Source organism: Bacillus sp. FF-1 (genome assembly GCF_028548245.1).
GTDB lineage: Bacteria > Bacillota > Bacilli > Bacillales > Bacillaceae_G > Bacillus_A > Bacillus_A paranthracis.
In genome coordinates this window covers 85,823-104,171 of record NZ_JAQQGG010000002.1, presented here as the reverse complement: position 1 = coordinate 104,171, position 18,349 = coordinate 85,823, and the positions used below count along the sequence as shown (strand labels likewise).

The 18,349-nt window shown below is 33.9% G+C and carries 25 protein-coding genes and 1 pseudogene; 6 read left to right on the top strand and 20 right to left on the bottom strand.

Going from position 1 to position 18,349, the window contains the following annotated elements; translation table 11 throughout:
• Nucleotides 1-26: 26 nt before the first annotated feature.
• The 5 genes from PQF83_RS05940 to PQF83_RS05920 form a co-directional block, all read right to left on the bottom strand.
• On the bottom strand, nucleotides 27-338 hold the full coding sequence (locus PQF83_RS05940; RefSeq protein WP_000417668.1) for a hypothetical protein: 312 nt from the start codon (nucleotides 336-338) through the stop codon (nucleotides 27-29).
• The gene (locus PQF83_RS05935; RefSeq protein WP_000180323.1) at nucleotides 320-1,342 is read right to left on the bottom strand and encodes an anti-sigma factor; all 1,023 of its coding nucleotides are present in this window, start codon (nucleotides 1,340-1,342) and stop codon (nucleotides 320-322) included. Before PQF83_RS05935 ends, PQF83_RS05940 begins: the two co-directional genes overlap by 19 nt.
• A complete protein-coding gene (locus PQF83_RS05930; protein ID WP_000401919.1) occupies nucleotides 1,332-1,832 on the bottom strand; it encodes a sigma-70 family RNA polymerase sigma factor in 501 nt (166 codons plus the stop codon). The genes PQF83_RS05935 and PQF83_RS05930 overlap by 11 nt, the downstream gene beginning before the upstream one ends.
• A 616-nt stretch (nucleotides 1,833-2,448) precedes the next feature.
• Complete coding sequence (locus PQF83_RS05925; RefSeq protein ID WP_000500111.1) at nucleotides 2,449-2,700, bottom strand: DUF3947 family protein; 252 nt, start codon at nucleotides 2,698-2,700, stop codon at nucleotides 2,449-2,451.
• A 376-nt stretch (nucleotides 2,701-3,076) separates the two neighbouring features.
• Nucleotides 3,077-3,475: a CHRD domain-containing protein gene (locus tag PQF83_RS05920; protein WP_000464534.1), complete on the bottom strand. Its 399-nt coding sequence runs from the start codon at nucleotides 3,473-3,475 to the stop codon at nucleotides 3,077-3,079.
• Between the two features lie 204 nt (nucleotides 3,476-3,679).
• On the opposite strand from PQF83_RS05920, the gene PQF83_RS05915 reads away from it, so the two are divergent.
• On the top strand, nucleotides 3,680-3,817 hold the full coding sequence (locus PQF83_RS05915) for a DUF3956 family protein (RefSeq protein ID WP_000443219.1): 138 nt from the start codon (nucleotides 3,680-3,682) through the stop codon (nucleotides 3,815-3,817).
• A 123-nt stretch (nucleotides 3,818-3,940) separates the two neighbouring features.
• Here the strand turns inward: PQF83_RS05915 and PQF83_RS05910 are convergent, their stop codons facing one another.
• The 3 genes from PQF83_RS05910 to PQF83_RS05900 all read right to left on the bottom strand — a co-directional run bounded on the left by PQF83_RS05910 (nucleotide 3,941) and on the right by PQF83_RS05900 (nucleotide 5,636).
• Nucleotides 3,941-4,216 carry a hypothetical protein gene (locus PQF83_RS05910; RefSeq protein WP_000525899.1) on the bottom strand — a complete coding sequence of 92 codons (276 nt, stop codon included), beginning with the start codon at nucleotides 4,214-4,216 and terminating at the stop codon, nucleotides 3,941-3,943.
• Between the two features lie 390 nt (nucleotides 4,217-4,606).
• Complete coding sequence (locus tag PQF83_RS05905; RefSeq protein WP_033670822.1) at nucleotides 4,607-4,960, bottom strand: hypothetical protein; 354 nt, start codon at nucleotides 4,958-4,960, stop codon at nucleotides 4,607-4,609.
• A gap of 445 nt (nucleotides 4,961-5,405) precedes the next feature.
• A complete protein-coding gene (locus PQF83_RS05900; RefSeq protein ID WP_002163661.1) occupies nucleotides 5,406-5,636 on the bottom strand; it encodes a terminase small subunit in 231 nt (76 codons plus the stop codon).
• Between the two features lie 75 nt (nucleotides 5,637-5,711).
• On the opposite strand from PQF83_RS05900, the gene PQF83_RS05895 reads away from it, so the two are divergent.
• The 4 genes and pseudogenes from PQF83_RS05895 to PQF83_RS05885 all read left to right on the top strand — a co-directional run bounded on the left by PQF83_RS05895 (nucleotide 5,712) and on the right by PQF83_RS05885 (nucleotide 8,586).
• The gene (locus PQF83_RS05895; RefSeq protein ID WP_000807968.1) at nucleotides 5,712-6,320 is read left to right on the top strand and encodes a hypothetical protein; all 609 of its coding nucleotides are present in this window, start codon (nucleotides 5,712-5,714) and stop codon (nucleotides 6,318-6,320) included.
• Nucleotides 6,321-6,825: 505 nt separating this feature from the next.
• Nucleotides 6,826-7,061, top strand: a pseudogene (locus PQF83_RS28475) (hypothetical protein); the annotation flags it as partial.
• A 12-nt stretch (nucleotides 7,062-7,073) separates the two neighbouring features.
• Nucleotides 7,074-7,415 (top strand): thioredoxin family protein, encoded by a 342-nt coding sequence (locus PQF83_RS05890; RefSeq protein WP_255256062.1) that lies wholly within the window; start codon nucleotides 7,074-7,076, stop codon nucleotides 7,413-7,415.
• Nucleotides 7,416-7,704: 289 nt separating this feature from the next.
• Nucleotides 7,705-8,586, top strand: coding sequence for a cation diffusion facilitator family transporter (locus tag PQF83_RS05885; RefSeq protein ID WP_000380376.1), 882 nt, complete (start codon nucleotides 7,705-7,707; stop codon nucleotides 8,584-8,586).
• Here PQF83_RS05885 and PQF83_RS05880 read toward each other — a convergent pair.
• The 5 genes from PQF83_RS05880 to PQF83_RS05860 all read right to left on the bottom strand — a co-directional run bounded on the left by PQF83_RS05880 (nucleotide 8,576) and on the right by PQF83_RS05860 (nucleotide 11,319).
• Nucleotides 8,576-9,211 (bottom strand): phosphatase PAP2 family protein, encoded by a 636-nt coding sequence (locus tag PQF83_RS05880; protein ID WP_002163663.1) that lies wholly within the window; start codon nucleotides 9,209-9,211, stop codon nucleotides 8,576-8,578. The genes PQF83_RS05885 and PQF83_RS05880 overlap by 11 nt on opposite strands.
• A 77-nt stretch (nucleotides 9,212-9,288) precedes the next feature.
• Nucleotides 9,289-10,044 carry a sporulation protein gene (locus PQF83_RS05875; RefSeq protein ID WP_000486605.1) on the bottom strand — a complete coding sequence of 252 codons (756 nt, stop codon included), beginning with the start codon at nucleotides 10,042-10,044 and terminating at the stop codon, nucleotides 9,289-9,291.
• A complete protein-coding gene (locus tag PQF83_RS05870) occupies nucleotides 10,026-10,847 on the bottom strand; it encodes a serine/threonine protein kinase (protein ID WP_000872046.1) in 822 nt (273 codons plus the stop codon). The genes PQF83_RS05875 and PQF83_RS05870 overlap by 19 nt, the downstream gene beginning before the upstream one ends.
• Nucleotides 10,847-11,029: a hypothetical protein gene (locus PQF83_RS05865; protein WP_000473370.1), complete on the bottom strand. Its 183-nt coding sequence runs from the start codon at nucleotides 11,027-11,029 to the stop codon at nucleotides 10,847-10,849. The genes PQF83_RS05870 and PQF83_RS05865 overlap by 1 nt, the downstream gene beginning before the upstream one ends.
• A gap of 110 nt (nucleotides 11,030-11,139) precedes the next feature.
• The gene (locus PQF83_RS05860) at nucleotides 11,140-11,319 is read right to left on the bottom strand and encodes a YozD family protein (RefSeq protein ID WP_000658451.1); all 180 of its coding nucleotides are present in this window, start codon (nucleotides 11,317-11,319) and stop codon (nucleotides 11,140-11,142) included.
• A 149-nt stretch (nucleotides 11,320-11,468) separates the two neighbouring features.
• On the opposite strand from PQF83_RS05860, the gene PQF83_RS05855 reads away from it, so the two are divergent.
• Entirely contained in the window at nucleotides 11,469-11,636 is a 168-nt protein-coding gene (locus PQF83_RS05855; protein ID WP_000456537.1) for a DUF3930 family protein, read from the top strand.
• 4 nt (nucleotides 11,637-11,640) lie between these two features.
• On the opposite strand, the gene PQF83_RS05850 is transcribed toward PQF83_RS05855, so the two are convergent.
• From PQF83_RS05850 to PQF83_RS05820, 7 genes are all read right to left on the bottom strand, one after another.
• Nucleotides 11,641-12,303 carry a hypothetical protein gene (locus PQF83_RS05850; RefSeq protein WP_000101501.1) on the bottom strand — a complete coding sequence of 221 codons (663 nt, stop codon included), beginning with the start codon at nucleotides 12,301-12,303 and terminating at the stop codon, nucleotides 11,641-11,643.
• Nucleotides 12,304-12,552: 249 nt separating this feature from the next.
• Complete coding sequence (locus PQF83_RS05845; RefSeq protein WP_000750724.1) at nucleotides 12,553-12,768, bottom strand: YozE family protein; 216 nt, start codon at nucleotides 12,766-12,768, stop codon at nucleotides 12,553-12,555.
• A 72-nt stretch (nucleotides 12,769-12,840) separates the two neighbouring features.
• Entirely contained in the window at nucleotides 12,841-13,113 is a 273-nt protein-coding gene (locus PQF83_RS05840) for a YokU family protein (protein ID WP_000995764.1), read from the bottom strand.
• Entirely contained in the window at nucleotides 13,110-14,531 is a 1,422-nt protein-coding gene (ablA, locus tag PQF83_RS05835; RefSeq protein WP_000902136.1) for a lysine 2,3-aminomutase, read from the bottom strand. The genes PQF83_RS05840 and ablA overlap by 4 nt, the downstream gene beginning before the upstream one ends.
• 211 nt (nucleotides 14,532-14,742) lie before the next feature.
• Entirely contained in the window at nucleotides 14,743-16,128 is a 1,386-nt protein-coding gene (gene rocR / locus PQF83_RS05830; protein WP_001997445.1) for an arginine utilization transcriptional regulator RocR, read from the bottom strand.
• A gap of 99 nt (nucleotides 16,129-16,227) precedes the next feature.
• Nucleotides 16,228-17,073: a putative beta-lysine N-acetyltransferase gene (ablB, locus tag PQF83_RS05825; protein WP_000878623.1), complete on the bottom strand. Its 846-nt coding sequence runs from the start codon at nucleotides 17,071-17,073 to the stop codon at nucleotides 16,228-16,230.
• The gene (locus PQF83_RS05820; protein ID WP_000436683.1) at nucleotides 17,070-18,338 is read right to left on the bottom strand and encodes a peptidase; all 1,269 of its coding nucleotides are present in this window, start codon (nucleotides 18,336-18,338) and stop codon (nucleotides 17,070-17,072) included. The genes ablB and PQF83_RS05820 overlap by 4 nt, the downstream gene beginning before the upstream one ends.
• Between the last annotated feature and the right edge of the window lie 11 nt (nucleotides 18,339-18,349).

Sequence of the window (18,349 nt, the reverse complement as noted above, 5' to 3'; positions counted from 1 at the left end):
ACCTACATTCGTCCTTTCACACATTTTTATGGTCCAAAGCTTATCATCCAACCTAACATAAATCCAAATATAGAAAACAGTAGCATAAAAAGATATAAACTACATGCCCACAATGCATATTTCCGACTTTTTCTTTTTGTGATCATTCCTATGACTGAGCATACCAATCCAATACCAACTATTTGCAGAAAACCTTTACCTATAAATGTTTCTTGTATAAGCAATATAATGTTCAAATATAATAACGCCAGAAAGGCAATAATTAATGAAATAGTCCCCATCCACGTTTCCTGTTTATAAATATGATTCTTTCTTTTTTTTAAGAATGCCAATTCCATAACCTCGCTTCACCTACTTTCAATTTTCTAACTTTTTCGTGGCTCATTAATTTTTCAACTTCTGCTTTAGGTCCTGTTACAACTGCCCCATATGTTTTTACCCCATTCTTTTCAAGGAAAGAAATACGCTTTGACAACTCTAATACTTTCGCTCTAGATAGCTTCACTGCTAAATTTTCATGCTTCTGTAATGACTTTAACACATCAATAAATTGTTCCTCATGAGGTGAATCACTCACAAAAGCACCACTTGGTCTTGAAATCATATCTGCTGGAAAGCCAATCGGAGCAACATACATACCCTCGTCATTCGTTTGCTTCTCCTCTAACCCTGTATTAACGGCATACCAGACGATATCAATAGTGGGAAACATATTCGTTACCTCTTGTACACTCAACAATTCTCTAAAAGATATAAATGCTTCTACAACAGATTCTTGCGGAAGACCCTTTAATACTTGCGCTTCTTCACTACTATTATAGGATGAATTATAATTATTAGGATGAGACAATACCTCGTTATCTATATATGGGACTTCCGGAATTTTTTCATCTGTTGTATATTCACGGCTAACTTTCGTTGCTCTACTAAATATATAATCTGTTTTCTCTTCTCCTATTCGAATATCTTTCTTCCCTACCCTTTTATACAAATCAAAATGCAATTGTAAACTAAGCGGTAACAATGTTTGCTCCATGTCCCTATCTTTCAAAAATACATTTGGTTCTGTTACACTTAATGTTTGATTTACTACATTCCGTATCTCCATTGCGTTTGTAGGTGCAAATACATAGTATGCGAGAGTAGATATATATAATATAGGTTGAATAAGTAATAAAAAAGTAAATACAATTAAAACATTCGTAATACGCGCTCTTTTTTTCCCTATTTTCATCACTTGCTCCTGTTTTCCATTAGAAAGTGTATCCGGCCTTTGATGAAGAGCTTCTTGTAACAATTCTTTATAATCATCTTGTTCAGAATGAGGTTTATCATTTGTCATTTTGACTCTTTTCCTCCTTTAACAATTCTTTTAATCTCTTTCTCCCGCGAAATATGTGACTTTTATACGTGTTTAACTTTAAATCTAATACAGAAGCACCCTCTTCGTACGTTAATTGATGTACGTCACATAATAAAATAGCTTGCGCCTCTACCACCGGTAAAGTATGAATAATCTGAATTAATTTTTCATAACTATTTTTTGCGACTACATACTCTTCTGTAGATTCACCTGCTTGAATTGTTTCTAATTCCTCCGTTCCTACAAAAGCTACTTTTTTCTCTTTCCTAACAAAATCAATAAAGGTATGATATGCCACTTTAAAAAGCCATGATTTCACCTTTTGGTTTTCATAGTCTTCTAGATAAAGAAACGCCCGATAAAAAGTCTCCTGCATCAAGTCCTCCGCTACATGATGGCTACGAGAAAGGGAAAATAAATACCGGTACACATCGTTTATATAAACTTTATATATTTCTTCAATCTCCATCCCCCTCCTCCTTTCATATATAACACGAATAAACAAATTAAAAAGTTGCATTATTTTTCCTTTTTATTCATAAAAAATATTTATACATTTCAATAACTATTTACAATTATAAACAAAACATAAGATGTTATGGCTATAAATATACTTCAAAATGGGGAAAAACGGTCCGAATGTTCTCCTGCTCTTGTAAATTGATAGTCATAGGACAATCTTCCTGTACGATATAACCACAGATAGGATTTCGTCGCTACCTCTCGTCCTGGTTCGCGTTAGTAAATGTTCATGTATCTTTTCATATAGTGCCACTATCCATCATTTGTCATGATAAGATAATTCTCATTCTTTCTTCGATCGACGATATTTTCTTACCAAAAAACAACTTGTAGAGTATGTACAAAGATTATCTCATCAGCTATTTACAAATTGTAGATGGAACTATTTGACGCTTACATATACACTCACCCCCCTCAATTATTTCCGCTATTTGCAGATACCTCAAAATTCGGCATCTGTGATAAAGGTAGGTGGGAGCTGGGTTTCCCGTATATATCCAATTGGTAATGGTTAGGTTAATAATCGGTTTGGGATACCTGCTCCTATTCATAAAATTTTCAGCTTATAGATTGAAGACAGTTCCATATGGAATCGTAAGAAAAGAACTTCCATACGGTGTGATTTGATGCACTGGATAAAAATACTCCATAGATGAATAATACGGCTGGATACCTTGTTGTTGCATTTGCATTTGTTGTTGCATTTGTAACGCTTGTTGAACAGCTTGAACTGTACTTTGTGCTCCGCTAAACGTTATTGATGTACCATATGCTGGTCGCATACCCGCTTGAGAATAAAAATACGAATAAAACATTTTTTTCAGCTCACTTTCATATAAGTTATTACAAATTATGTTATGATTCTTTATTTCAGTGGGTGCTGAAAGTTAGTCTATTAGCTTTGATTAGGTTTAAAAATTTCTATTCTCTCTTACACTTTCATATTTCATTTACAAAGTTTATCTCCTAATACTAATTTAATTTTCGGAGGGGCATTTCATTTATAAGTTTTCGATAATTATTTTACAAACTAAAAAGGTAAAAAATTCACTATTTCTAATTCCATTCGATTACCTTCAAAACTATACAAATGAATTTTTAAGATTATTAAAGGTAAATTATCTATCTATACATCCTCCACAAAATAAAAGCACCCTAAACGGATGCTTTATTTTTCACTACTATAATTTCTTAGCAATAATTCAATTGTCCACGAATTTCACCATTAGGATGTTGTACTGTATGAACATTAATATAAATGTTTCCAGATATGATTTCATTTACAAGAGTAGCTAATGTTTGACCCGCTAACGGCCCAACCAAATCTTCTTGAGTAATTATTCCCGTAAGCGTTGCACACTCTATTGAAACCGGATTTGTTATAGGTCCAAATAAAAAAGCTACAACAGGACCATTAGTTCCTTTTGCTCCAATATGCAGATGGGCAACTACTACATCCTCTATATCAAATAAATCCAACTTAAATTTTAGGCTAAGCTCGTCCTGGCTTAATTTAAAGAAAGCCTCCCCTCGAGCGTCTGTTTCTACTGGTGGAACTTCATTTCTACCACGTAGCTTTGCAAAAAACATATCTATCACTCCTATGCTTTTATATACTACTAATATATTCATACCCTTTATATAAGGTGATAAAGAAGCAGTTGTTAGACCAATAAAAATTCATTTTATATGATAGATTAATTTATCAATTTTATAAAATTCATTAATTTAACTATAACGTTATTTAAATTTAATTCATATATTGTAGTAGATTACTAGAAGGGAGGTGTAAATATGGAAAGTTGTGTTTTGTTCGTTAATGGACAACCTCTTTTAGTGGTATCAGTTGCTGGAATCGAAATTGCTAGATTAGAACTTTCTCTTCAAGTAGCATTGACTTTAATAGCATTAGGAATTCCAATCTGTGCATAAAAGTTAGGCATTTATAAAAAGAGGGCTTAAGCCCTCTTTTTTATTTTTACCTTTCCTTCACAACAAAAAAAGACGCCATTAAAATCACGGCATCACGTACAATAATTGCGATTTGTTTTATCATTACTTCACTAGCAACCCTAATTCATGTAGAATTTCTGAGAACGAATAGCCATATGCAAAACCTATAATACGAATCCCTGGGGTCCATCTATGTTCTAAATTTTCATTGTATGTTTTCTTATAATACTTTAATTCAGAATCTATATTATGTTTGTCGTTAATAATTACTTCCTCACTATGAAATCCATCTATTTCAATCTGAACAGCTACGTACTCTGCTCCCTCAATTAAGGCTTTAATATAACACTTTTCTAATTCCTCTAATGTCATCCCCATTATTAACCTCCTATCATAATGGGCGTTTTGTTCGATAAAAAAGAACATCTGGATCAGTAAATACGAAGATATACAAAAGGTAATCTCATTGAGTATTCAATAGTTTATAAGCTGTTTGCTTGTCCCGCAACATATTATATGATTTTTATATAAAAATAGTTCATCCAAAAAAGTAAAAATTACCATTTATTATTTTAAAAGATAGTTACAATCTTATTTTTTAAGCTAGTCTATCAATCGCTCCCTTGTGTTAAAAGAAGCAACTAATTATATTTATGAGTTTAAAAACAGTCACAAATTATCTATATCACGCTCTAATCTTATTTTCTTAACCTCATTAAATTCCTTTACAAATTAAAAAAGTAGCTGTTACGCTACTTTACATTCATTTTATCCCCAAGAGAAATGATAAATATATTCTCCCGTTACATTTTGATTAATCCCAGTAATTCTAGCAAATCTCATTAAGTCTGCCCCTTGAAGAAAATACATCGCAAGCATTACTGGTACTTGCGACCACATAAATTGATAAAAATCCTCGACTCTTTCGTTTGTTGAAACAATTAAATCATTTACAGGCCCTTGATTCCATACAGAAGTACTAACTAAACGAAACGGAAGATCTTTCCCATTAACTACTATTCTTGCCATGCTTTGAGTTATGTCCACATCAATTCCCTCCATCATTACAAAAATCGGACCTGTGTATTTACTCCTATGGTTATAAATATTCTTGACTTTCATAAATGACTAAGGCAAACCTCTATTTTTTACTTCAATTCAAATGAATTTATTACAGTAAAAAAACAAATGAAATTTTAGTATTACTCTCCCTCAACTTCCGTATTATTTAAATCATTTATACCCTTGTTCGCTTTTACAATCCGGTATGCAAAATTACATATCTTATTATCTCAATATCACTTTATTAACTACAATTTGATAGAAATTCATTTGTATCACCTGATAAATCAGCGTTTGTAATTTAATTCCTTATTTGAAATTCCCCCTTTTATTTTTAAACACTATATTCGAATAATTATATTGGAATTTCTTGTTGTATACACATCTATCTTTTTCATGTATTATATACGAGAAGAGTAAGGTAAGAGTTACTCTTTGCCATTTTAGGAAAGGTCCTGTTGGAAACAATAGGACCTTTTTTCGTATTAGTAAAAGCAATCTTGATTTACTCATTTAACCCACTCATTACTTCCCCAAATATAGTTTCAACCATTTTTGCTTTAAGCTCTCTGACCTGAAATGCTATACGTTCTCTTCTAAGTAATCGACTACTCGTACTATGCATGCTTCTCTTTACATACTTAACTTTCCGTACAGCTTGTTTCCCTTTAAAGTATTTCACATAATACAAACAAAAGAGCCGTTCTTGTTCCGTCAACTCTTCATCATCTAGCATCTCGTTCACCGCCTTCAAAATGCAGGATTTCCCTTTCCACTATCGAATTAGTAATGTTCGGAAAGGGGGTGTAACATGGCGGAAATTAAGGTAGGACTTACACAATTTTTAGACTTTACACTGAAAAGTAGTGCAGCTAAAACAAATTTTGTAAAGAATCTTAAATCTCAACCTGAATATCACCCAGTTTTTGATTACTGGAAACAATTACGAGAAACCGTTATTAAATTTCATAAAAACGAACTAGCTTTTGACTGTTTTGAAACATTAGTACAAACTGTTGACCAGAAGAAAAAGCAAAACTACATTGATGTTATAAAGCAGTATAAAAAATTTATTAAAAACAAAGACGTCTCTTGGTTTGATCCAGGTAAATCACATTGGTTATCACATAATTTAATCGTCCGCTCATCACCTGAACTTGGTTTGCTCATTAATGATGAGCCACATCTTATTAAACTGTTTTTCAAAGGAAAAAAAGAGCGCATTGATAAATATAACATCAACTCAACATTAACATTATTAAACGAATCAACATTTTCGAATGAACATAACAATGTGAATTATACGGTCCTTAATATACAAAAGAACAAAATGTATACGAATAACTCTATTAATAATGATCATGTAATAGCTCTTGAATCAGAAGCTCACCAGCTTTGTTATTTATGGAATAAGATATAAAGGGTGTAGGAATCTCTTTATATGTCTTGTTCATGCGTAATTTAGGAACATTTTTCACAAACTACATTCATTTCGTTTAATTGAAGCTCACCTTCTTGTTTCTCACAAACAATGCAGGGTGGGCATTTTAAAAAAAATAGTTTCTTTACCCATTTCACCATCCTAGTTACCCCTTTGAAAGAATAATGTAATACTGTCTTTCTATCACATCTACATTCCCCCTGACTTCTACCGCTAAATACTTCCTAACATGTTCTTACGATTCCTTTCTCGCTCTATATCATGTTTTTCTTTCACTCTATACAGTGCCGCAATTTCCCCTTCTAGTTAGCCTTGCTCTTTTACCTGCATTACTTTATTTAGCTGTAATTGTTGCTGGAACTCCGCTAACGCCACTTAATCTCTTCTCTCACAACACCTCATAAAAATATATGGGGAAAAGAACTTTATAGCAATGGCTATCATGAATACAATTTACCTTACTAATAAATAGTAGCCTTACAATTTCAGAAGTTTGACACAGCTCACGAAAAAGCTTATAAAGAAAAGTGAGGTTCCTAATATTCATTTCTAGATTTAAGATGCATATAAGACTAGGACATAAAAAGTAGAATCACACTGGATATCTACTCATATGTACCAGGACTTCAAGAAACTGCGGTGGATCAATTTGCTAACGAATTTTCCGAAAAGAAAGGTTCTCGTTATAAGTTTTCCTTTCACAGCAAATACACCAACTAAATAACCAAAAATATTGATAGTGAAAAAGGAGAAACTAACATGAAAGAAATCAAATCTGAACAGGAATTTAAAGACATCATCGCAAGCGAGGAGCCAGTAGTTGTTAAGTTCTTTACTACATGGTGCCCAGATTGCGTGCGTATGGACAACTTTATCGGAGATGTGATGGAAGAGTTCAATAAGTTTGAATGGTATTCTATTAATAAAGATGAGTTCCCAAATATCGCTGAAGAGTATCAAGTAATGGGTATTCCAAGTTTACTTGTATATCAAAATGGCGAGAAGCTAGGCCACTTACATAGTGCTAACGCAAAAACTGAAGAGCAAGTTACTGAGTTTTTAGAAGCATACTAAGATGAAAACCCTCTGAAAAATATTTTCTAGAGGGTTTTTTATTTTTTCCAAATCAGCTGTCAGAAGTGTACATATTTGTACTCCCTTCTCCTTCCCCGGTTATACATAGATCTAAATCGCTTGCATACCCTAACTTTGCACTTTACAACATATTTTTCCTTCACGAAACTTTGTTATCCACTTCTTAAAAAGCTATAAAACGTCAACAATGTTTGTATAGACCCACACGACTTTCGTTTGATACTCTATTTATAGAAAGAAATTCCTTGTAGAAAGGTGAGTGATTAAAATGGATACTCTTTCTCATAAAGAAGCTGATAAAGGTGCTATTGTCAGCATTTTGGCCTACATATTTTTATCCTCTATGAAAATCATCATCAGTTATATTACCCTCTCTAGCGCATTACGTGCTGACGGTTTAAATAACTTAACCGATATCGGTGCTTCTTTAGCGATATTAATTGGTCTAAAAATCTCTCGGAAACCTCGTGATCCAGATCATCCATATGGGCATTCGCGTGCAGAACAAATTGCATCACTTGTTGCTTCTTTTATTATGGCAACGGTCGGATTAGAAGTTGTTATTAGTGCCATTCAATCTTTTTTAAATCCGAAACAAGCAGCACCTAATGTACTTGCTGCATGGGTAGCTTTATTTTCTGCTGTCGTTATGTACTGTGTGTATTTGTATACGAAAAAGATTGCAGCACGAACAAGAAGTAAATCATTAGAAGCAGCTGCAAAGGATAATTTATCAGATGCTCTCGTAAGTATCGGTACAGTAGTAGGTATTGTCGGTTCGCAGTTCCAAATGCCTATTTTAGATCCTATTGCTGCTTTAATTGTCGGTCTTATTATTTGTAAAACTGCATGGGAAATTTTCGTAGAAGCTTCTCATATGTTAACGGATGGAATCGATCCAGATAAGATGGAAGAGTATGCTGATGCGATTGAACATATTGGTGGCGTGGAAAACATCGTAGATATTAGAGCGCGTATGTACGGGAATCAAACGTACGTTGATATTACAATCGAGGTAGATGCTCGTATGGATGTTGGAGAAAGTCATTGTATCACTGACAACATCGAGGCTATGCTTCGGAAAAAGTTTGGCATTTATCATGCGCACATTCATGTTGAGCCAATGGAAAAAGAACCTATTATGACATAGGTTCTTTTTTAATGAACGTTTTATGAAATATTACGCATAAAACGAGCCAGCTACCGCCAGCTGCCCATCCTGCTAATATGTCAGATGGATAGTGAACGCCAAGATATATTCGGCTAACTGAAATAGATAATACAACAAAGCTCGCTATAAAAATAATCAACAATTTTTTATGCAATGTAATACGTTCTTCTGTAATCGTGACGTATGCAATAAATCCTAAAAAAGCAGTAGCATTCATCGTATGACCGCTCGGAAAACTATATCCAGTTGCAGTAACAAGCTGCGACACATCAGGTCTTGCTCGCTCGTACCATAGTTTAAGCATACTGTTTAAATAACGAGATCCATAATAATTAATTGTTAGAAGTAATGCGCTAAGCAACTTTTTTCTAACGAGAAAATACATTACAAGAATAATGAGTAACGGAAAATATATTCTTTTGGAACCGATAAACGACACCCAAGTAAAGTAGGCTGTCAAATAATCGTTTCGAAAACTTCGAATAAAATGTGCGACTATATTGTCAAATTTCTCAATACAAGCGGTATGATACGAAAGTGATAATACGACAAAACAAATGAGTAGCGTTGAACTTAACAAGTATAAATGTCGATATCGTTTCACATACATAACCTCACTATGCAAAAAAATGGAGCGGTTGTTTTAGTTTTCCTCTCCATTTCTTTTTTATGCATAGTTTATTAAAAAATATAATTGTTAATTGTTTCTTTCATCATTGGAATATCTTCATTCGTTACTGTAAAGCGCATCACTTTCTCATCAAGATCAAGTGCTTCTGCAAATAAACCTGCTAATCCACGAGATTTTCTGTCTACTTCCATAATAATCTCTAGGCGATCGTAAGCACTTGGTAAAATTAATAATTCTAGTTCATCTAATTTCCCATAATACTGTCCGGAAACAGGAACAAACTCAAATTCTTGTGCAAATGGAACTTGCTTACGTAATCGATACGGTAATTCTTCACATTCTATATGACGCGCTTTAAAACCTAATTGATTCACACTTTCTAACACACTATTTAATAGTGCATTTGGCAACACTTGAATGTAATCACGATCACTTGGATCTATACTACGTTTAATATCAAGGCCTGTGTGAACCCAAACTGTTTTCATTCCAAGAGTAAGCGGTGTTTCAAGCGGCATTTTAAATGAAAATGGAATTTCTCTTTTTTCATTCGGCTCAACAGAAAAAGGTTCTGTTAAACGAACTCGCTCTAAATCATATGTTGTTGTTACTTTTTTATCATCTACTTCTCGTACATACGATGTTGATAGCGTTAAGTAAATGCTTTCAATTTGTTGGCTAACGGAACCTCCAGTTATGTGAACCTTTCCGTATATCTCTTCACCAACAATATACTCATCTTTTTCAAGAACTGTATCTACTTTTGCATTACCGATACCAACGCTTGCTAAAAACTTTTGAAACATGGATCCTCCATCCTTTCTAAAGCAAAAGCTACATCTTTTTTTAAATCTCGTACATTCTCATAGTACGGCGTTTTTATTTGTAACATACGCATCAGCATTTCACGGTTATAATTTTCCAAAGTTAATTCGTCATACCATGGTTTTTCATATTTTTCATTAGATTCATAGCCTGCATATAATAAAAATAATGAGAAATGACCAAGCGCATAAAAATCGCTACGAAAGTGAACTTCTCGCATCAAAGCTTGTTCACCTTCATACGTTGTAGCTCGTTCATCACCCTCACCTTTCAATTTCGCCAACCCAAAATCAATAATACTAATTTGGTTTTCTTTCATTAATATGTTTGGAATGCGTAAATCTCGGTGAATAATACCTTTACTATGAAACACTGATACAATTTCTAATATTTTATATAAAATTTTTAAAACTTCACGTTCTGTATATACATGTCCATCTAAGAAAATATAATCTTCAAAATTTTTACCAGGCATATATTCCATCACAAAAAAGCTTTTTTTCTCCCATACGAAATGATCATATAAACTAGGAATTGCATGATGATTTAATGTTTGTAAAATCATTTTCTCTTGTTCAAATGATTTTCTACCAGACTCATATCTTTGTTTACTTTGTCTTAATTGTTTTAAGACTTTATATCTATTTATTTGTAAATCATTAACGACATATGTAACCCCATAACTACCCATTCCAATTACTGATTCAATTTTATAACGTTCTACAACAATTGTATTTTTTCGCAGTGGTCTATCAAATAAAGCTAGTATACGACGCCATTTCATCAACTACTTGAAAAGAAGCTACGGCTTTTACGTTTTCTTTTATAATGATGATGCCCATAACCAGATGAACGTCGTTTATAATCGCTACTTGAATAAGAGCGACCTCTATGGCGATAATCACTACTAGAATACGAACGATATTTTTTCTTTCCTAATAAAGAATCAATAATTTTTTTGAACATCCCTTCACCTCTTGAGTAAAATTTTCTTTTAATTATACCAAGTATTGCTGGCTACATTTGTGACAAGTTTGTAAAGAGTAAAAAACGACGAGTTAAGCCCGTCGTTACTTTCACTCATCCTCTTCATCAAACACTTCATCAATCATACATTTCTCTAATAAATACTCGAATGTAATATCTGCGAGATCTTCAATTTCTTCTCGTTTTGGGACGTATCCTCTTTCAATTAGTTGCTCATAAAAAAACTCCGCAATCTCTTCCGTATCAATTACGACTTCAATTTCCTTCATGAGCATCACTCCTTTATTTCTGTTTTATGAAAAAATCTCAAAAATATGTATATGAGATTAGAAAAATAGTTTTTCTTTTTTATAGGTCATATCCTTTGGACAAGGTGCATACGATGGTAGTACAAGCTATCAAAAAGGGGGATATAATTATGGAATATCAATACGAGGTAAAGCAAGAAGTAGGACAAACAAAAGAAGAGTTCATGCATGAAGATCAATGGGCAGACTCTCTTATTAAATGGCTTTTTATTTTTTTAATAATTGTAGGCATACCTTATACTGCATATGTTGTTGTTCAATTCATTCTCTCTTTCTAGTTAACTATTTTTTCTCTGTCAATTTAACTAAATAATTATGAACAACATCCATAACAATTTTGTATTCTTCATCTTTAAATGTATCAAATAACAATTGGTAATCGTTATAAATATCAAGTAATCCATCAATGATTTCTTGACGATTTGTCTTAACACTCACTTTTTTTGAGTTGTTAATTGACTTTAATTTTCCTAAATCTAATTTATTCATACCTGCTTTATCTTGTTTCATTTTCTTCAAAATTGCATTTGCCGTTTGAGCATTGGCAAGTAACGTTAAATCTGACTCATCCGCTTCTAACCATTCACCATCCGTAATTCGTGACAGTTCATATATTGTATCTTCCCATGCATCATTTTTATATCTCCATACTTCTGTACGAAAACCAACAATACGGAAAACATCTTTATCATATCCTGTTACTTGCACGAGATCACCAAATGTGAAATTATAGTTTAATTCAATCCACTCAGTTTCACCTTTTTTCATATCTTGCTCTGTAACGTGCTGCAATGTTTGCTCTACGTAAAATCCATCGTGATTATTGACTTCGTATACGTAAACTCCATCTAAAACCTTCATATTTGTGATTTTACCAACGGTTCCATATAGCGTAATCACGACTATGTCCCCTACGTTATATTTAGGTTGCTTTTTCCTTGCCATCTATATCTCTCCTTTTTTTGACGTCGTGATTTTGATAACAGTATATGCAACCTACATAAAAACGCTTATCACAGAAGCTTATATTCATAAATTTTTTCAATAAAAAATATAATCTTATAAAATTTACATTACACTCAAAAAAAGCTAGTAACTAGACTAGCTTCAAATCAACAAATTTCATAATAAAAAAACATACAGAATACTTCACTTTAAATAAAGTAATGTATTCTGTATGTTTTCAAATAGTTTTTATCTATCTTGTATGTATAAATCCCACGCTTCATCAAATATAGACATACTTTCTAGCATTCCACTTAGCTCTAAGTATGAACTAATTTCATCGTAATCTTCAGATTGCTTCGGAAAACTTAAATCATCATACATTGCCTCTGCTAAATTCGATATTTCATTACTAAATAAAGCTGCACGATGCTTCATCATATAGTGGTAAAATGTCTTTTTCAAAAATATTCCCTACCTTTCTAGCTTGGGTACATTATACAAGGCAAAAAAGAAAAAAACCAGCATAAAAGCTGGTTAAAAGTCGAAATAATTTCTTTTTAATAGACGTGGTCTTCCCATTAATTCTTCATATGTTAGTTGTTTTGGTAAGTCTTTCGTATAAATTAGAAACAATTGATCTTCTATTTCTTTCACTGTTTGATCTGATTGATAGTCCATACCACATGAGGAACAAGAAATGCATGGTGTCTCTTGGATTTCAATGGCTTTCGTACCATCTGGTAATTCCCAATATACAGTATTTAAGCTTTCTTTTGCTTCTGTACTGTCACACCACATACAATTCATACTGCATCACCCTCAGTTTTTTTGTCGTTTTCTTCTAATTTAGCCATTTGTGCTTGATATTTTTTATCTTTCAATTGGTCGCGCTTATCACGTTTATCTTTTAATGTTGCATGCGTTTCATTATCCTCATAGTCTTTACGACGGTTCATACGCTGTAAATCGTCTGGAACAAGATTAAATTTCTTATCACTCATAAGGCCTGCGATACCAACATCTGAACGTTTTTCTTCGTAGTTTGGATAAATTTCTTTAAAGTACCCTTCTGCTCTTCCTGGAATGTAGCTTTCTGGCTCTGGATACGTTGTAATAACACCTTCAAAGTTACGAAGTACAACTTTATCTGCACTTTGCGAAATTAAATAGTTTGGTTGAAGCGCAATTTTACCGCCTCCTCCTGGTGCATCAACAACGAATGTTGGTACTGCATAACCAGACGTATGTCCGCGTAAACCTTCAATAATTTCAAGACCTTTAGAAACTGGTGCACGGAAATGACCAATACCTTCAGATAAGTCACATTGATAAATATAATATGGACGTACACGGATTTTTACTAAGTCATGCATTAGTTTTTTCATAATTGGAACACTGTCATTAATACCAGCTAAAATTACTGCTTGGTTTCCGACTGGAACACCAGCATTCGCTAACATTTCACATGCTTTTTTCGATTCTTCAGTAATTTCAATAGATGTATTGAAATGTGTATTTAACCATACTGGATGATATTTTTTAATAATGTTACATAAGTTTTCTGTAATACGCTGCGGGAATACTACCGGCGCTCTCGTTCCGATACGAATAATCTCAACATGCGGAATCTCTCGTAAATTTTTTAATACATATTCTAAAATTTTATCGTTAATAAGAAGACCATCACCACCAGAGATTAATACATCTCGTACTTGTGGTGTTTCACGAATGTAAGCAATTGCATCATCTAATTGTTTCTTCGGCACACCCATTCCAATTTGTCCACTAAAACGACGGCGTGTACAGTAACGACAATACATAGAACATTGATTCGTTACTAAGAATAGTACGCGGTCAGGATAACGATGTGTTAACCCTGGAACTGGTGAATCTTCATCTTCATGAAGCGGATCTTCTAAATCATATTTTGTTTTATATAACTCTTCCGAGATCGGTACAGATTGCATCCGAATCGGACAGCGTGGGTCATCAGGATTCATTAACCAAGCATAGTACGGTGTAATATTTAACGGGATCGTTTTCGTTGAAATTTTAACGCCCTCTTCTTCATCAGGTGTTAAGTTAATCACTTTCTTTAAGTCATCTAACGTTTTGATCGTATTCGTTAATTGCCAAACCCAATCATTCCATTGCTCTTCAGTAACATCTTTCCATAATTCGATATCCTTCCAGTGACGATTTGGTTTGTATACATCATGTAACATTGCTATTCCCCCTTTTTATACGCTCATCCTTTATATAAGCAATAGTTATGCCAACTTTACTTTATTGATAAGTAAACGTACGGATAACCCTATTATATAAGCGAAAAAAATATTTTTAAGCACTGTATGAAATCCATACATACTATCATATTCATTACTTTTTATATATGTAAACGCTCTTTTATTGGTGCAAACACACAAAAACCGCCAATTATTCGGCGGTTTTGTCGTACTTACTCAGTTTATATTGAAGCGTCTGACGAGGGATACCTAACATTTTTGCAGCCTGTAATATATTCCCTTCTGTTTCAATTAACGCTTGATCTATTAATTTTTTTTCCGTTTGATGAAGTGCTTCTCTAAGAGGCAATATGCCCTTCTTCTTTGGAAAACTCTCTTTCCGAAATGTACGCGGTAAACAATTGGCTGTTAATGTATTCCCTTCTGCAATAATGACAGCATGTTCAATCGTATGTTTTAACTCTCGAACATTTCCAGGCCATTGGTAAGCTTGTAGTCTTTCTTTCGCTTCCTTATCCATTTGAAGTACACCTTTTTTATAACTTTTATTATATTCTTTCAAAAAATAAGACGCTAACAATAATACATCCTCCGTTCTTTCACGGAGCGGCGGAATATATAATGAAAAGACATTTAATCGATAGTATAAATCAGTGCGAATTTTATTCTCTTTTAAACATATTTCTGGTGGCTGATTCATTGCGGTAATAACGCGAACATCTACTTTTCTCGTCTTATTATCACCAATACGACGAATAACACCATCTTCTAATACACGTAGCATTTTCGCTTGTAAATCGAGTGGCATTGAATTCAGTTCATCTAAAAACAATGTCCCTCCATCTACAAGTTCAAATAATCCCGCTCGTTCAATTGCCCCCGTATAACTACCTTTCGTCGTTCCAAACAATAAACTTTCTAATAGAGACTCTGGCAAAGCTGCACAGTTTTGTGCAATAAACGGCTTGTTCTTCCGCTTAGAGGCTTCATGAATCGCTTGTACAAATAATTCTTTCCCTGTTCCTGTTTCCCCATATATTAAAACATTCGCATCAGTTGGGGCTACTTTTTGTGCTAATTCTTTCGTCTGTTTAAACCGAGCATCATTCGTCACGATCGTCTCAAATGCAACATCCTTTTTGACCGCTTTTTTTCTAGATGACCGCTTTATTTTCGACTGCAAATCGACTATTGTATCGGTAAGTTTTTGTACTGTGGAATAATCTTTTGCAATTTCAACAGCTCCAGCAATATTTCCATCTATGAAAATAGGTAACGTCGTATTTACTGTACAAATGTCTTCCCCATTTAAGTTTTGATAATGCTGCACTTGATGAACGATTGGCTTTTTTGTATCTAATACTTTCATCAACGTACTTGTTTCCCTAGATAAAGAAGGAAACGCTTCTAACAAATGTTTACCTAACACTTTTTCAATTTTTGATCCATCGTGTTTTGCAGCTACAGTATTATAGAAAATTGTAATACCATTTTCATCTACTGCGTGTATAGCCTCATCAATACTGCCCAAAATCGCCTCAATGACTTCTTGTGTCGAAACTGCTAGCAATGTCATCCCCCCTCTTGCCGAAAATCCAGCAAATACTATGCCGAATTTCCGGCATACCTATGTGCGATTATAAGCATGACGATTCCGTTCTATTTTTATAACGTACTATTTAGACAAATCTTTTACCCATATATTCATATCTTCTAGCTTATCAAAAATGTAGCAATTGTTCGCCAATCTTCCTGTATACGTATAGCCTAACTGATGAAAGGCTGCATTCATTCCGAAAGAAAGCGATCGAGCAATTGTATAAGAACAGAAAATCGATTTTTCTTGAAGTTCTTCTTCTAACTTAATTAATAAACTTTTCATAAACCCATGTTTACGATATTCGGGTAAGGTCGCACAATTCGTTAATTCTGCATTTCCTTCTTTTATATTCATTTCTGCAGACGCTGTACTAATTATTTTCCCCTCGAATTCATACACATAGTAAATTGTATCGTCTTCTTTCATCGTTTGTTTTACATAACTCGCTTCGTTTAAAGGAGTTGGATACACTTCAAATACTTCTCCAAAGACAGCTGCTAATTCTTCTGCGTCCTCTTCTGTCGCTTTTCTTAATAGAAATTTCTCTGGGACTATTTTTTCCTTTACTTCTTTTGCTTTTACACCGCTTAAAATGGTATCTTCCTCAACCCAATGTATACTATTTCGTCTTTCATCATTATTAAATTTCACGAAGAAGTATGCATCGTGACCTTGAAAATAATGTGGTAATGTTGCTTCTAATAAAAAACCGAAAGAGAGCCATGTTGAAACATGCTCTCCCTTTCCTTTAACAATACATTTAGTGAAAGAATGTTTCTCTGCTAATTCGTCAATTGTTTGGATGATTCTCTCAACATTTCCTGTGTAGTGGTCTACTCGAATACGTTTATTAAAATAGTCCAAAACGCCTTCTACTGTATAGCCATTCGTCTGTTCTCTAAAAGATTCATAGTATTTCATTTTTTCACCTCACACCAATCTAGTAATGTACATGCAATAATTTTTGCGGCAGCTATCATTCTATCAACTTCTATATATTCGTTTGGATAATGCGCTACTTTCGTCTCTCCTGGGCCAAATACTATCGTTGGTACACCTGCGATTTGTGTAAATAAACCTCCATCTGTCCCCCACGGAGATGCTTCAATAATCGGTTTGTTCCCTTCGATTTCAACAAAGTTATGTTCAAGTGTTGTAATTAACTCATGATTTTCTTCTAGTTCACCAGGAACCCATCTTGCTCCAAACCATTCCACTTCTACAGGATTTTCAACAAACCAATTGTCCACATCATTTAATTCAGCGATCCAATTCTCGAACTCTTCTTTTGCTGCCTCTATAGTCTCATTCGGCGCAATACCGCATCTTCCTTCTAAAATTAACGAATCAGGAACAGAACTTGGCCAGCTCCCACCTTCAATTTTCCCAATATTAATTGGAATCGGAATCGGGATTCCTTTAAATAATGGGTCTGTAATTCGTTCATTTCTCTTCTCTTCCAGATTTCTCAAATGATCTACAACAAACATACTTTTTTCAATTGCACTTACTCCTTCATAACGCGTCCCACCGTGTGCAGCTTTCCCTTTGACATGTAGACGAAACCACATGGACCCTTGTTGTTTCGGGAAAAACTTCATATTTGTTGGCTCTGGAATAATGACACCATCCGCTTTATATCCTCGTAGTATAGTCGCTAATGTTCCTGCCCCACCGCTTTCTTCTTCTATTACACTTTGAAAATAAATATCTCCTTTTAATTCAATACGAGATTCAATAATTGCTTCCATCGCAAGCATTAGTGCGACATTGCCGCCCTTCATATCTGTCGTTCCACGACCATATATACGATTTCCTATTTTCTCACCACTATAAGGATGATGGTCCCACTGATTCACATCTCCTTCTGGTACGACATCAATATGCCCATTTAATATCATGGATTTCCCGTCGCCGCTTCCTTTAAGAGTTGCCACAATGTTCGGGCTATCTGCAAAACTTGTACGCGGTGATACAAAATAAGGATGATCTTTCATTTTAGAAAATGATGGCTCCCATATATCAAGATCTAAACCTAGCTCACGTAATTTTTCAATCACAATTGCCTGCGCACCACTTTCATCACCAGATACGCTCTTTTCTTGAATTAATCGTTTTAAAAATTTTACACTTTCTTCTTCATGACTCTCAATATAATCACAAACTTGTTTTTTTAATTGCTCCATATATTACATCT